The 14809-nt window shown below is 64.0% G+C and carries 14 protein-coding genes; 6 read left to right on the plus strand and 8 right to left on the minus strand.

The window, feature by feature from the left end; all coding sequences use genetic code 11:
- Nucleotides 1-12: 12 nt before the first annotated feature.
- A complete protein-coding gene (locus QCE73_RS23975; RefSeq protein ID WP_309883867.1) occupies nt 13-4056 on the minus strand; it encodes a response regulator in 4044 nt (1347 codons plus the stop codon).
- A 338-nt stretch (nt 4057-4394) separates the two neighbouring features.
- On the opposite strand from QCE73_RS23975, the gene QCE73_RS23980 reads away from it, so the two are divergent.
- Nucleotides 4395-4574, plus strand: a complete 180-nt coding sequence (locus tag QCE73_RS23980; protein WP_238288931.1) for a DUF3563 family protein — start codon at nt 4395-4397, stop codon at nt 4572-4574.
- Nucleotides 4575-4598: 24 nt separating this feature from the next.
- Nucleotides 4599-5423: an alpha/beta hydrolase gene (locus QCE73_RS23985; RefSeq protein WP_309883868.1), complete on the plus strand. Its 825-nt coding sequence runs from the start codon at nt 4599-4601 to the stop codon at nt 5421-5423.
- Between the two features lie 20 nt (nt 5424-5443).
- Here QCE73_RS23985 and QCE73_RS23990 read toward each other — a convergent pair whose 3' ends face one another.
- Together QCE73_RS23990 and QCE73_RS23995 are read right to left on the minus strand one after the other, a co-directional pair.
- A complete protein-coding gene (locus QCE73_RS23990) occupies nt 5444-6091 on the minus strand; it encodes a VC0807 family protein (protein ID WP_035499727.1) in 648 nt (215 codons plus the stop codon).
- Between the two features lie 153 nt (nt 6092-6244).
- Nucleotides 6245-6559: a hypothetical protein gene (locus tag QCE73_RS23995; RefSeq protein WP_309883869.1), complete on the minus strand. Its 315-nt coding sequence runs from the start codon at nt 6557-6559 to the stop codon at nt 6245-6247.
- Nucleotides 6560-6783: 224 nt separating this feature from the next.
- Here QCE73_RS23995 and QCE73_RS24000 point away from each other — a divergent pair, with 224 nt between their 5' ends.
- Both QCE73_RS24000 and ppk2 read left to right on the plus strand, forming a co-directional pair.
- Complete coding sequence (locus tag QCE73_RS24000; protein ID WP_035499904.1) at nt 6784-7005, plus strand: YdcH family protein; 222 nt, start codon at nt 6784-6786, stop codon at nt 7003-7005.
- Nucleotides 7006-7032: 27 nt separating this feature from the next.
- Nucleotides 7033-8085 carry a polyphosphate kinase 2 gene (gene ppk2 / locus QCE73_RS24005; protein WP_309883870.1) on the plus strand — a complete coding sequence of 351 codons (1053 nt, stop codon included), beginning with the start codon at nt 7033-7035 and terminating at the stop codon, nt 8083-8085.
- Here the strand turns inward: ppk2 and QCE73_RS24010 are convergent.
- Nucleotides 8082-8972, minus strand: a complete 891-nt coding sequence (locus QCE73_RS24010; protein WP_309883871.1) for a LysR family transcriptional regulator — start codon at nt 8970-8972, stop codon at nt 8082-8084. The two genes, ppk2 and QCE73_RS24010, sit on opposite strands and share 4 nt — an antisense overlap.
- Before the next feature lie 82 nt (nt 8973-9054).
- Between QCE73_RS24010 and QCE73_RS24015 the strand changes: the two genes are divergently transcribed.
- Complete coding sequence (locus QCE73_RS24015; RefSeq protein WP_309883872.1) at nt 9055-9822, plus strand: sulfite exporter TauE/SafE family protein; 768 nt, start codon at nt 9055-9057, stop codon at nt 9820-9822.
- A gap of 231 nt (nt 9823-10053) precedes the next feature.
- Here QCE73_RS24015 and QCE73_RS24020 read toward each other — a convergent pair whose 3' ends face one another.
- Together QCE73_RS24020 and QCE73_RS24025 are read right to left on the minus strand one after the other, a co-directional pair.
- On the minus strand, nt 10054-10485 hold the full coding sequence (locus tag QCE73_RS24020; protein WP_309883873.1) for a hypothetical protein: 432 nt from the start codon (nt 10483-10485) through the stop codon (nt 10054-10056).
- Between the two features lie 255 nt (nt 10486-10740).
- Nucleotides 10741-10944: a cold-shock protein gene (locus tag QCE73_RS24025; protein WP_008347993.1), complete on the minus strand. Its 204-nt coding sequence runs from the start codon at nt 10942-10944 to the stop codon at nt 10741-10743.
- 248 nt (nt 10945-11192) lie between these two features.
- Between QCE73_RS24025 and QCE73_RS24030 the strand changes: the two genes are divergently transcribed.
- A complete protein-coding gene (locus QCE73_RS24030; RefSeq protein ID WP_309883874.1) occupies nt 11193-11981 on the plus strand; it encodes an aldolase in 789 nt (262 codons plus the stop codon).
- On the opposite strand, the gene QCE73_RS24035 is transcribed toward QCE73_RS24030, so the two are convergent.
- Complete coding sequence (locus QCE73_RS24035) at nt 11982-13256, minus strand: ABC transporter permease (protein ID WP_309883875.1); 1275 nt, start codon at nt 13254-13256, stop codon at nt 11982-11984.
- Nucleotides 13257-13279: 23 nt separating this feature from the next.
- On the minus strand, nt 13280-14797 hold the full coding sequence (locus QCE73_RS24040) for a sugar ABC transporter ATP-binding protein (protein WP_309883876.1): 1518 nt from the start codon (nt 14795-14797) through the stop codon (nt 13280-13282).
- Between the last annotated feature and the right edge of the window lie 12 nt (nt 14798-14809).

The following is a 14809-nucleotide window of genomic DNA, read 5'->3' on the forward strand; positions in this document are numbered from 1 at the left end:
CGTCTTCTTCATTCAAACCTGTTCGAGCATGTCGCGCGCGATCTCCGATGCGCGCGCGAAATCGAGCGCTCGCACGCGTGCGAGAAACTGCTCGAAGTCCTCGCGATACGCGCCCGGCGCATGAGGCGACAGGTTCTCGGATAGCGCGATCGCTTGCAGATTCGATGTATCGAGCAATTCGATGATCGCGGCGAGCCGAGCACGCCAGTCTTCATCATCGAGCGGTGACTTGCTGGTCTCCGCATTCACGGACGACGTCGGCCGACCGAATTCGTCGACGAGCTGTGTCACGCTCGACGCAAGCAATTCCCGCATGTGCGGCAGCTTTGAACGCGTTGCTTTGAGCACATGCGTATCGGTTTCGAGCGTGCTTGCGAGCTGCGCGAGTGCCGCCGCGCCGACCGTCCCCGCGCTGCCTTTGATTGCATGCAGCATCGATGCGGCGGCTTGCGTATCGTGTGCCGCGAGCGCCGAGTCGAGCCGCGCCAGTTGTTTGTCGGTCTGTGCGCCGAAGCGGTCGATTGCATTACGGATCAAATCGACATTTCCACCGAAGCGCGCGACGATCGAATCGCGCGGTTCGATGATTTCCTCGGCATCGGCGTCCTGCGTAGCAACGTGCGCGTGCAGCACCGCGACCAGCCGCTCGACATCGATCGGCTTGCCCACGTGATCGTTCATGCCGGCCTCCAGACAGGCATCGCGATCCGCGCCCGATGCATTGGCCGTCATCGCGATGATCGGCAGCGTGGCGAAACGGCCATCCGCGCGAATCAGACGCGTTGCTTCGAGGCCGTCGAGATCGGGCATCTGCACGTCCATCAGCACGGCATCGAAATGGGCATTGCCTGTCACGATCCGGTCGACGCCTTCGCGGCCGCCATCCGCGAGCGTCACGGACGCGCCTTCCGCCAGCAGCAGGCCTTCCGCGACCTGGCGGTTGAGCTCGTTGTCCTCGACCACGAGTAACGCAAGTCCCGCGAGGCGGCGGGCATTATTCGAAGGCGGCTTCATCGTCGTCGGCATCGCCTTGATAGCGCGAGGCAGCGCAGCACGGATTGCGGCGGCGAGCTGCTTCGGTGTCACCGGCTTCGTCAGAAAAGCGGCGAAGGGCGCAGCGCCGCCATCCTGCGACTCGCGCAAAACCTCTCGTCCGAAAGCAGTCACCAGCAGCACGAGAGGCGGCGTCGCGCGGCCCTTCATCGCGTCGATCTGCCTTGCAGCGTTGAGGCCGTCGAGTCCCGGCATGCGCCAGTCGAGCAGGGCGATGGCGTAGGGCGCGTCGCTGAATGCAGCGTCGCCGATGCGCTTTACCGCCTCGGCCCCGCTCGTCACGACATCCGCCTGCCAGCCGAGCGAGCGCACCGTGCGCGCCATGATCTCGCCCGCGATCGCGTTGTCGTCGGCGATGAGAATGCGCGCGCCGTGTTCGGGGATCGTGACGTCGTCGAGCATGAGCGCACCGGACGTGTCCACGCCGAGCGTGATGTCGAACCAGAAGCGGCTGCCTTCACCGACGCGGCTTTCGACTTCGAGTTGGCTGCCCATCATCGCGAGGAGCCGCTTGCTGATGACGAGGCCGAGGCCGGAGCCTCCATAACGCCGCGACGTCGATGCTTCCGCCTGCGTGAACCCTTCGAAGATGCGACCGAGCTGTTCCTCGCTGATGCCGATGCCGCTGTCGCTCACCGCGACGCGTATGCGCACCGCGTCGCCCGCTGGCCCGTTCGCGTCTTCGCATCGATGCACGCTCACGACGATTTGCCCCGTCGACGTGAACTTGAGCGCATTGCCCGCGAGATTGATGAGCACCTGCTGAAGCCGGAAGCTGTCGCCGATCAGCACGGCCGGCAAGGACGGATCGAGATCGAACAGCACTTCGACATCTTTCGTGCCCTGATTGCCCGCCAGCACGATGCCGAGCTCCTGCATCAGTTTCTCCGGCTCGAACGGATGGCTGTCGATTTCCAGCTTGCCCGCTTCGATCTTCGAGTAATCGAGGATGTCGTTGAGCAGGTTCAGCAGCGATTTCGCCGCGGTTTCGGCCTTGCTCACATAGTCCTGCTGGCGCGCGTTGAGCGTCGTCAGTTGCACGAGATGCAGCATGCCGAGCACCGCGTTCATCGGGGTGCGGATCTCGTGGCTCATGTTCGCGAGAAACGACGACTTCGCCGCGCTCGCGGCATCCGCCTGTTCCTTCGCGTTGCGCAGATGGAATTCCAGCTCGTATTGGTCGGTGATGTCGTAATTCACGCCGGTCATCACGACAGGCGTGCCGCTCGCGTTGCGTTGCGTGCGCAGACCGGCCTGGATGCGCCGCGTCGTGCCGTCCGGCAGGACGATGCGAAACGGCGGCAAAGTCTCGGTTTCGCCCGCCGCGACAGCGTGCAGGTCCGTCATGATCGCGTCGTGATCTTGGGGATGAAGGCGCAGGCGCCAGTGCTCGAAATGCAAACCGTTGTCGAGCATTTCCGGCGGGTACTGATAGAGCTCGAACATGCGCGCATTCCAGTGCACCTTGCCGGTCGCGATATCCCAGGACCAGATGCCCAGCTCGGCGATGTCGGCGGCAAGCAGAAGCTGGTCGCGCGCGTGAGCCAGCTCGGTCCGCTCCTTTCTCTGCCGGGAAATATCCGTAATGACAGATACAAAATGCAAAGCGCCATCGAGCCGCATCGCGCCTGTGGAAACGTGCGCGGGAAACGATGTACCGTCCTTTCGCTGCCCGGCAAGCTCGCAATCGGCGGTTGCCACGCCGTTCTCGCCCTTGAATTGCATTATGTATTCGTTATACGCATCCAGATACGGCGGCGGCACCAGCATCCGGATGTTCTGCCCGATGACCTCGTCGGCCTTGTACCCGAACACCTTTTCGCCCGCCGAGTTGAACGAGCGGACGGCGCCGCGCTCGTCCACGGTGATGATCGGGCTGATCGCGGTATCGAGCACGGTCTGCGTCGTCGCGAGGCTGCGGGCGAGTTCCTGCTCGATGCGCGTGCGTGCGTTGACCTGGCGCACGAGCCGCGCGCCGAACATCGCCAGCACGAGCGCGAGCACGGTCGTGACCGACGCGTGCCAGAGCGTGTCGCGCCACCACGGTCCGAGGATTTCGTCTTCCGAGAGCGCCGCCGCGACGAAGAGCGGATAGTCCTGCAATTCGCGCAGGCTGTTCAGGCGCGTGATGTGATCCTGCGAAGAGCGCGTCGTGAACACGCCGGAGCGGCCCTGTTCCAGATGCGAGCGAAAGAGCGCCGTGTTGATCACGTTCTTGCCGACGAAGCGGTCCTCGAACGGACGGCGCACCACCATCACGCCCGAATTCAGGACGAGCGCCGCCGCGCCCGACTCGCCGAGATCGAGGCTGTCGTAGAAACGCGAGAAGAAGTCGATGTCGATGGTCGCGAGCGCGACGCCCGCGAAGCTGCCGTCGGGCGCATCGATGCGACGCGATATCGGCACGACCCACTTGCCCGTCGAGCGGCTTCTGACCGGCGGCCCGATATGCGAATTCTGGTCGGTATGGGTACGGTGATAGTCGAAGTATTCGCGGTCCGAGTTGTTGAAGCGCGAATCGAGTTTGGGCTGCGAGTTGACGAGCCACGCGCCGGTCTTGTCGTAGATGAAGAGGCCGTTCAGTTGCGGCAGTTGCCCGACGCGCGAGACGAGCGAGCGATGCAGCCGCGCGAGCGCCTGCGGCGACGTGCCGTCTTCCTCGACGCGTTCCACCATGCCGATGAGCGTCGTGTCGGCTTCCTTGAAGGTGTCGTTCGCGTGCTGCGCCATCGCGCGCGCGAGGTTGGATGTCGCCGTCGTCATCTCGTCGATCTGCACGCGGCGCGCGGCGACGCTGCGCCCGATATCGGTGCCGATCAGGAGCATGCAGACGATGACGATGAACACCGTCATCCTGAACGTGAGCGAATGGCGACTGGGCACGCCGTGTCTCCGAATGAGCGATTGCAGGGCGCCGGACCGGGCGCTGCCGTATCTTATCGCGCCGTCCGGGGCGTCCGTCAGACGGCCCGGCGAGGCAAGTGCCGCGTTTTGCGCGGCCATCAGTCTGTCTACGGCGCGATGACTCGAAAACTTGACCCCGCGCGACGGGAATATTTTCGCGGTTTTATCCGTATCGCAAGCATGGCTTCGGCTTCGGACGTGTTCGAAGTTCGCCGTCGTTCAGAACCGAAAGCGTTGGCTCGCGCCCGACACTCGTGTCGCCCGGCGCGCGGTCGAGTTCGCGCCGAGCCTTGTGGCACAAGGGATTCGCATAACTGGCACGGTGGCTGCACTACATGTCGCCACCGCCGTCGCAGCGACTCCCCGTGTTAACCCGTTTTAAACGATCGCTCAGCGGCATCTCATCAAGGAACGTGCTGGTGCAAGTGGAGCGAATCATGTTGGGATACCTAATCAATGTAGGAAAGGACTTCATGCTGCCGCATCTGATCTGCTGGACAGGGATCTTGCTGAACCGTGCGGAGCATGGCCGCCGCGATGCCTATCTCGGATCGTGCGCGGATATCGGTGAACTCGAGCGCCGCATGCGCGCGTGCGACAGCGACAGCGAGACCTGATCAATCACGAGGCGAGAACGAACGATGATGGCTTTGAACGACGAACACACCGGCGCGCCGGTCATCGCGCTGCATTGCTCGGGCGCGGGCGCGAGTCAATGGCGTCTCTTGGGCGACACCCTCGACGCGCTCAATACCGAAGACACGCGCTATTCGCTGATCGCGCCGGAGCATTACGGCTGCGACAGCGTCGGACCGTGGAGCGGCGAGCGAGCCTTCACGCTCGCGGACGAAGCCGCGCGCACTGTCGAGATCATCGATCGATCGCGCGGCAAGGTACATCTCGTCGGACATTCATATGGCGGCGGCGTCGCGTTGCGCGCGGCGCTCGAACGGCCGCGCGGCGTTGCGAGCATCACGCTCTACGAGCCGTCGGCGTTTCATTTGCTGAAGGGCATGGGCGCGCACGGCGCGGCGGCCTTTGCGGAGATTCTCGCAATCGCGGCGCGCACGGCCGAGGGCGTCGTCGCGGGCGACCTGCGTGGCGCGGCGCGTTCGTTCGTCGACTATTGGGGCGGGCATGGCGCGTGGACCGCGCTGCGGCCGTCCGTGCAGGCGATGCTCACGCGCTGGGTGCCGAAAGCGCCGCTCGATTTTCGCGCGCTGATACACGAGCCCACGCCGGCGAGCGCGTATGCGAAGCTGCGCATTCCGACGCTCGTGATGCGCGGCGAACATGCGCCCGCGCCGACGCGGCTGATCGCGGAGTCGTTGCCCGATCTGATGCCGGCGGCGAAGCTGATCGTCGTGCCCGATGCGGGGCACATGGGGCCGATTACGCATGCGCAGGCGGTGAATGACGCGATCGCACAGCATATCGCCACGTGCGATGCGCGGCCCGTCAGCTAGCCCGTCGGTCGACCACTCAGTCAGCCCAACAGCCCGTCGCGCGACGGCTCGCTTTTTCCCTGACGCTGAATGAGCCGCGCGCGAAACCAGAATGTCCACGCGAGCAATCCGCCGTAAATCGCATAACTCACGACGGGCGATACGACGAGATAGCGCTCGACGGGCCACGTCCACGCGAACCAGAAACGCAGCACGGTTTCGACCGACAGGCCGACGCCCCACACCAGCGTCATGAGCCGCAACGAGGCGCGCAGCGACGCGCTTTCGCTCCAGTACGCCTCGAAGCGCTCGGCGCCGTTTTCCTGCTCGCGCGTGACGGTGGCGCGGGCGAGATAGAAGATGAGCGGACGCTGGAAGAAAAGCGAAATCAGGAACACGATGCCCGTCGCGCCCGCCGCGAGCGATTCGCGTACGAGCAGGATGCGCGGGCTGCCGCCCATCGCGAGCATCACGATCGACAGCGCGATGCCGAACAGCACGAGCGCGGAAAGCGCATCGACGCGCCGCGAGCGCGCGAATTCGGCGATGCTCCACACGAGCGGCGGCGCCGCCGATGCGTAGAGTGCGCCGACATCGCCCCAATACGGCAGTGCAAGCCGATACGCCAGCCACGGAAGCAGCAGATTGGCGGCGAGTTCGAGCACGAGACCGGGCTTGATTTTTTTCATGGACTCACGAGTGTGCACTGTGAACGCGGAACCGTGAGCCCAGTATAAAAGATCAAACGTGCGCGAATGTACGCATGCGCGCGTGCCAAATCGGCAGAGAGGATATGAGAAAGCGAAGCCGTCTGCCCGATCCGGCAGACGGCATCGCATCGCTTACTTCTTCTGGCCCGCACCCGCGGCGGTGGCCCCGGGATTCACGCCATTCGCGGCGTTTGCCGCGTTGGGGTTATAGGTGGAATTCGCGTTGTAATTCGGGTTGGTCGTTCCGGCGTTCGGCGTGTTGGTGGTCGCCGGGGGCGGCTTGAGCGGCTTGGGCTGGAGCGTCTGGTTGATGACGCCCATCTGGCCCATCTTCTTCGCGGCCTGACTGTCCGCGCTGGCTGCCGTGGCGAAGCACATACCGGCAGCGCCGGCGATCAACGCAATTTGCAGAGCGCGACGTTGCGCGCGATTGCGGCTCTTCTTCATGACGGCCTCCCTTGGGCATCACGCTCGCCGCGCGGATGCACGGCGGCACTCTCATTGTGTGCAAGGACGATGCCCGGAAGTAGGAGGGTTTTGCCTAAGTGCATTTCATGCGCTCTGCGACGTTACGGCACAGCCGCGCTTGATAAATGTCTAACAAATGGATTCGCCCGGTCGGTACTATGTACTTCGAAGTATTTACGACGAACGCACCGGAGGATCACCGCATGTTTCCCGAGTATCGCGATCTCATCTCGCGTCTGAAAACCGAGGACGCCCATTTCTCGAAGCTGTTCGAGCGCCATAACGAGCTCGATCATCAGATCGCCAACATGGAGACGGGCGTCGCGCCTGCGAATTCGTTCACCATCGAATCGTTGAAGAAGGAGAAGCTGTTGTTGAAGGACAAGCTGTATGCGGTCTTGAGAAAGGCGCACGAAGCCGCGTGAAGCAGAGAAGACAACGAAGAGGAAGGCATGGAGTCGATATCGCCCGAAAAGGCAACTGAATCGAATGATGGCGACATCGCGGCACGCGCGGTCGAAGCGGCGCATGAGCTGCTGACGAGTAGCGTCAGCGACATTCTCAAAGGCTTCGACCCGCACGACCACGAACAAGCGGCATCGCTGGTCGATACCGTGAGAACGCTGATCGGCGGAATGTCGCCGGATGAAGTCGCCATGCTGCGCGCTCATCTCTTCGATGGCGACGCCGTGCTTCGAACGGGCAGCGGATCGGCCGATCCGGACGACGAGCTCTCGCCGTCGTGGCGCGAGGGCAGTTATCCGTATCGGAACCTGATGTCGCGGCGCGCGTACGAGAAGCAGAAGTACCGGCTTCAGGTCGAGTTGCTGAAGTTGCAGGCCTGGGTGCGGGACACCGGCCAGCGTCTCGTGATCGTCTTCGAAGGACGCGATGCGGCGGGCAAGGGCGGCACCATCAAGCGCTTCATGGAGCATCTCAATCCGCGCGGCGCGCGCGTGGTCGCACTGGAAAAGCCGTCCGAGCGCGAGCGGGGTCAATGGTACTTCCAGCGCTACGTCGGCCACTTGCCGACAGCGGGCGAGATCGTCCTGTTCGATCGCTCGTGGTACAACCGCGCGGGCGTCGAGCGCGTGATGGGCTTCTGCACGCCGCGCGAATACGACGAATTCATGCAGCAGGTGCCCGCGTTCGAGCGGCATCTGTCGCAGGGCGGGACGCACGTCATCAAGCTATGGTTTTCGGTGAGCCGCGCCGAGCAGCGCCGCCGCTTCAAGGAGCGCGAGATACATCCGCTCAAGCAGTGGAAGCTGAGCCCGGTCGATCTCGCGTCGCTCGACAAGTGGGACGCCTATACCGAAGCCAAGGAAGCGATGTTCGCGCACACCGATACCGCCGACACGCCCTGGACCGTCGTGCGCTCCGATTGCAAGAAGCGCGCGCGGCTCAACGCGATGCGCTACGTGCTGCACAGGCTGCCGTATGCGAATCGCGATCTCAGGGCGATCGGCGCGGTCGATCCATTCATCGTCGGGCGGCCTTTCTAGCTCGCGTTCGCGCCGTCCATCAGCGTCTCGGCGAGCAGGCGCGCGTGTGGCGTGAGCGCCTCGAAGTCGCGGGCGCACAGATGCAGGCGGCGCGTCGCCCACGGCTCCGAGAGCGGCACGATGGCGAGTTCCGGCCGCTCCAGCATGCGCGCGGACGCCTCCGATAAAATCACCAGCCCGATGCCCGCCTCGACCAGCATGCCGACGTTGTCGATGCTGCGCATACGGATGCGATAGCTGATCTGCTTGCCGAGCCGCGACGCGCGCTCGGCCAGATGCAATTCGAGCGCGGCATCCGATAAGCCCACGAAGGCCTCGCCGACGATGTCCGCGAACGCCACCGCGCGTTCCCCCGCGATGCGATGCGCGCGGTTCGCCACCACCACCAGTTGATCCTGCGCGAGCAGATGCGTCTGTAGCTGTCCGAGGTCCGCGGTGTCCGACACGACGCCCAGATCGGCGCGGCTTTCCGCAACCGCCAGCACGATCTCGACGCTCGGGCGCTCGTCGAGATCGATCGAAAGATCCGGATGCACGGCGAGAAAATGCGAGAGCCTCGGCGGCAGGAAGGCGGCCAGCGCGGCCGTGTTCGACATCATCCGGATGCGGCCTTTGAGGCCCGTCGCGAACGAGCGCAGTTCGCCGCGCATCTGCTCGACCTGACCGAGTATCGCGCGCGCGTGGCGCACGAAGGCATCGCCGGCGGCGGTCGCCTGCACGCCGCGCCGGTTACGTTCGAGCAGCGGCGCGCCGAGCGCGGCCTCCATCCCGGCGATGCGCTCGCTTGCCGAGGCCAGCGCGAGATGCATCGCCTGCGCGCCCGCCGTGATGCTGCCGCGCTCGACCACGGTCAGGAAAAGCCGCATGTCGGTCAGATCGAAACGCATGCTTGATCCTTCGGTTTAACCGAAGCCTCGCATTGGAAATGCCAGATTGTAAGGGCCGCGCGGCGTCGTTAGCATCTGTCGCATGGAACCCTTTATTCTCGTCATCGGCGCCGGTTTTCTCGCGGGCGCGATGAACGCACTCGCTGGCGGCGGCTCGTTCGTGAGCCTGCCCGCGATGATCGCCGCCGGCTTGCCACCGGTTCAGGCGAACGCTTCGAGCACCGTCGCGCTCTTTCCCGGCGGCGTGGTGAGCGCGTGGGCGTATCGCGACGGGCTCGGTCCCGTCGGCTCGGTGTCGATCCGCAAGATGCTCGTGACGACGCTCATCGGCGGCTTTGTCGGCGCGGCGCTCCTGCTGTCCACGTCGTCGAAAACGTTTTCCTTCGTGCTGCCGTGGCTCCTCCTGTGCGCGAGCTTCACGCTCGCGTTCGGCCGCAAGCTCGGCGAGGTGTTGCGGCGGCGCTGGCATATCGGCGTGGCGGCGGTGCTGTCGATCCAGTTCCTGCTCGGCGTGTATGGCGGGTATTTCGGCGGCGCGGTCGGCATCATGATGATGGCCGTCTGGGGCCTGCTCGATTCGCGCGACCTGAAAAGCCTGAACGCGCCGCGCACGCTGCTCGTGAGCGCGGCCAACTCGGTCGCGGTGCTGACCTTCGCGGCGGCGCAGGCCGTGCGCTGGCCGGAAACGATCGCGATGCTGCTCGCGGCGATCGCGGGCGGTTACAGCGGCGCGCAAATCGGCCGGCGCGCGCCGCCGCACTGGATTCGCGCGGGCACGCTGGTCGTCGGCGCCGGCATCACCATTGCATTTTTCGTCAAGACCTACGGGCCGATGCTGTCGCATCGATGATGCGCGTGAATCGCGCAGGGGAGACCGTCATGATTCCCGCGTTGCTCGAAACCATCGGTGCGCTTTCGCTGCTCGTGAGCGTCGCGGCGAAGATCGCGTTGCTGCGCGGGATATGCGACGAAGCCGAGCCCGCCTCGCCGCAAGCCGTGTCGGCCGGGCATGTCCGGGCCGTGTGCGCCGGTCGCCTGGAGCGGCACGAAGCGCGTCGCGAACGCCGCGCGCGCGTGCCGCTCAATGCGCGTTGCGTGCGAGCGGGGGCAGGCCGAGCGGCACTCTCGCGGCCTCGTAGGCACGGATGAAGCGCGGATCGTCGTCGAGCTCGCGCGCCATCCACTTCGAGAGATCCGCACCACAACCGGGATCGGCGATGTCGCGAAAGCACGGCGAATTCGCCGGCATCATGCTCGCGGCCCAGTAAAAGCCGAACAGCGCCTGCTTTTCGGCGGGCTCCATGGCGATTGCCTGCGGATCGGTTCCGGAAAACCAGTGATCGAGCCGGGACGCGAGGGACGCTTCCGTTTCGTGGCTGTCGTAGGAAAAGACATAACCGCCGCCCGCCTGCGCCGTGTGGAAGTCGTTCATCACGACTTCCGTGACGAAGCGCGCCGCTTTCTGGTTAGCCGCGAACGATTGCGCGTGCGCATCGCAAGTCAGGAACCACATGGAGACGAGCAATGCCTTTGTTTTATGCCGAACGAGAGTACGGCATTTTTTCCGATTGCTTGTCGAGTTCACGCAGGTGAGTGGAAATAAATTCGCGTCGCCGCGAATGGGTATGGCCTGAATAAGATGACGATTCTACTGATCTATTTATATCTCGCTTGTCCGATCGAACCCGCCGGAAGACAAGCTTATTCGCGCACCAATGCAAAACGGCCCGGAAGGGCCGTTTTGTGCCTTAAGGCGACAGCGCCGAACTTACAGCGGCTGGATCGTCGAAGCTTGCTTGCCCTTCGGGCCTTGCTTGACTTCGAAGCTCACCTTCTGGTTCTCCTGGAGCGACTTGAAACCCTTGGACTGGATTTCGGAGAAATGTGCAAACAGGTCCTCACCGCCGTCGTCCGGCGTGATGAAACCAAAACCCTTCGCATCGTTGAACCACTTTACCGTACCTGTTGCCATTTTGTCCGAACCCTATTGAGACGATTAAACGTTGAAGTTGCGCTTCGAATTTCGAGCGACACAGAGTTTTACCATGCCAGAATGCGGAGTTCAAATAAGCGTTTCTGCTAAGAGACACGACATAAGCGCGTCATACTTCACGCCGCCAGCAGGGCTTTCGCGGAAATCTTTTTTGATCGGACATTATCCGTCCGCCCGGTCGATTATTCTCGACATTTCGGTCAGGCAGACGATCAAAGGCACATCATATGGCTCATACGCTTTCCAATGCCGCGCAACGCGTCACAACCGTTTCCGCCCGGCTCGACGCCCCCGAGATTGCCGAGGCGCGCCGCCAGCTTGCCGCCTGTTTTCGGCTCGCGGCGCTTCACGGCTTCGAAGAGGGCGTCTGCAATCACTTTTCCGCGATGGTGCCGGGCCGCGACGATCTGTTCCTCGTGAACCCCTATGGTTATGCGTTCAGCGAGATCACGGCGTCGCGTCTGCTGATCTGCGATTTCGACGGCAATGTCATCGACGGCGAAGGCGAGCCCGAGGCGACTGCATTCTTTATTCACGCGCGCGTGCACAAGCTGATGCCGCGCGTGAAGGCCGCTTTTCATACGCATATGCCGAACGCGACCGCGCTATGCCTGCTCGACGGTCCGCCGCTCCTGTGGCTCGGTCAGACGTCGCTCAAGTTCTACGGCCGCACGGCGGTCGATGAGCACTACAACGGTCTTGCGCTCGACGATGCCGAGGGCGATCGCATCGCCGGCGCGATGGGCGACGCCGATATCCTCTTCCTTAAGAATCACGGCGTGATGGTTGCGGGCGCGACCATCGCGGAGGCGTGGGACGATCTCTACTATCTGGAACGCGCGGCGGAAGTGCAATTGCGCGCGATGAGCGCGAACCGTCCGCTCAGGCCGGTGCCGCACGACATCGCGCAACGCACGTATGAGCAGATGCGCGCGGGCGATGCCGAGAGCGCGCGGGCGCATCTCGCAAGCGGGATGCGGCAATTGCGGGCGCGGAATATCGATTTCGAGTCGTGATTACTTGCGCGTGCCGAAGCGCCTGAACCATCCGCGCTTGCCCATATCCGTCTGTTGAAGGAACACGGCGATAACAATGATCAATCCCTTCAGCACGAGCTGCGTATTGCTGTCGATATCGTTGAGCAGCAGGATATTGCTCAGAAAGCCGAAGATCAGCACGCCGGCGACCGTGCCCGACACGCGCCCGACGCCGCCTGAAAGGCTCGTGCCGCCGATCACCACGGCGGCGATCGCATCGAGCTCCCAGCCCATGCCGGCATCCGCTTTTCCCTGGCGATACTGCGCCGCGTAAAGCACGCCGACGAGCGCGGACAACAGCCCCGAGATCGCATAGGCCGCCATCTTGTGACGCGCGACATCGAGCCCCGACACGACCGCGCATTTCTCGTTTCCGCCGATCGCATACAGATACTTGCCGAACACCGTGCGATTCATCACGAAGCCGACGACCACGGCGATTGCGAGAAAGAAGAGGGCGGGCACGGGCACCACGTTGAAGAGTAATGCGCGCAGTGCTTCGATATCGGAGGTCGCATTGGTGCCGCTATAGATCGAGTAGACGGCCGTGTCCTGGCCCGCGATCAGACGTGCGGCGCCGAGCACGCCGACCATCGCGGCGAGCGTCACGATGAAGGGCTGCATGCGCCCGCGCGTGATGATCCAGCCGTTGAGCGCGCCGAGCGTGAAGCCCGCGAGCGGCACGATCCACATCACGGCGAGCAGGGGCATGCGATGCCCGCCGTGCAGCGCGATATACGCGCACGCCGCCGCCGCGACGAGCACCGCAATGCCCGCCTGCATGGCAACGGATGAGCGGTCCGCGACGCGCACCGTCTGCGTATCGCGGGCGCGCACGATGCCGCGCACGACGCCGAGCGCGGCGAACACGATCGCGAACATGGCGATCGCATCGAGCACGAGCGATGCATACGTCGCGCGATTCCAGCCATCGGTTGTCAGCAGCATGGCGGTGAGCACGCTGCCGAGACCCATGATCGCGCCGACCGAGAGATCGATGCCCGCCGTGACGATCACGAGCGTCATGCCGATGGAAATTACGCCGACGTTCGCCACCTGACGGAACACATCGGAGATATTCGCGCTCGACAAGAAGATATTGCCGCCATCGGCCGCGTGCGGCGATGTCAGCGCGCCGACCACGAGCAGCACGATGAGCCCCAGGTAATACTTCAGATACGTGAGGAACGTGCTCAGGTGTCGCTGGCGGGCGTTGGCCGCGGGCTCGGCGAGTTGGTCCTGCGCGTGCAGCATGGTGTGAGTCTCCGGTTCTTCCTTCAGGGCGAGGCCATCTTGATGAGCACATCGCCCGAGAATTGTTCTCGCGCCAGCACGCCGCGTGCGTGTCCTTCGCACATCACGAGGATGCGATCGGAGAGCAGCATCAGCTCGTCGATCTCCGAGCTCGCGACGATCACCGTGACGCCCTCGCGCGCGGCCGCGAGTATCTGCCGATAGATCTCCGCCTTCGCGGCGACATCGACGCCGCGCGTGGGTTCATCGAGCAGAAGAATGCGCGGCTTCGTCATCAGCCATTTGCCGATGATGAGCTTCTGCTGGTTGCCGCCCGATAACGTGCTCGCATCCTGCGCGAGACTGCGATGCTTGACGTTCGATGCCCGCGCCTGCGAAGCGGCCCACGTGTGCATCCGCGCGCGCCGATAGAACGGAAACCCCGGCGCACGCGAGAGCGACGGCAACAGCAGATTCGCTTCGAGCGACTGATCCAGCACGAGCCCGTCTTTCTTGCGGTCCTCGGTGACGAATGCGAGTCCGGCCGCGGCCGCGCGATCGGGTGAATCGATCGTGCGCGCATGATGCGCCACGCGTATCTCGCCTTCACGCCGATACGGCGAAACACCGAAGATCGCCTCCAGTATCTCCGTCTTGCCCGCGCCGAGCAGCCCCGAGATGCCGAAGACTTCGCCCTGCTGCACCGAGAACGAGACATCCGACACGAGCGCGCGCGCAGGCCCCGACAACGTGAGTCCGCGCACGTCCACCGCGAGCGGTCGTTCTTGCGGCGCTTCGGCTTCGGTGCGCTCGGGCGGCGCGAAGTCCTTGCCGATCATCATCGAGACGAGCGCCTCGGACGATTCCACTTGCCGCATCTGCAAGGTCGCGATGCGCCGTCCATCGCGCAACACGGTGACGCGATCGGCGACCGCGAACACTTCGCCCAGACGATGGCTGATGAGCACGATGCCGATGCCTTGCGCGCGCAAGTCCTTCGTGAGTGCGAGCAACGCGTGCGTTTCGGTGTCGGAAAGGGCGGATGTCGGCTCGTCCATGATGAGCACGCGCGCATCGGCGAGCAACGCCTTCGCGATCTCGACCAGTTGCTTCTCGCCGACGCGCAGCGTGCCCACGAGCGTTTCCGGCTGCAAGCGAAAGCCCAGTTGCGCGAGCACTTTCGCGGCGGCGGCGCGCATCGCGCGGCGATCGGGAAAGCCCATGCGCGTGCGTATTTCCTTGCCGAGAAAGATGTTATCGACGGCGGACAGCGTGTCGACGAGATTCAACTCCTGATGAATGATCGCGATGCCCGCGCGCGTGGCGTCGTTCACGCTCGTCATGCGCGTCGGCTCGCCGCGCACGCGGATGCTGCCCGCATCGGGCGAATAGAGGCCGCCCAGAATCTTCATCAGACTCGACTTGCCCGCGCCGTTCTCGCCGACGAGCGCATGCACCTCGCCCGCCGCGACATCGAAGTCGACGTCCGACAGCGCGGCGCTCCCGTTGAACGAGATCGACAAACCCGCGGCTTCGATGAGCGGCGCGGCGACAGTTGCCATCGCGTGTCTCCG

This window comes from Caballeronia sp. LZ029, assembly GCF_031451275.1.
In the GTDB taxonomy this organism is placed as follows: domain Bacteria; phylum Pseudomonadota; class Gammaproteobacteria; order Burkholderiales; family Burkholderiaceae; genus Caballeronia; species Caballeronia jiangsuensis.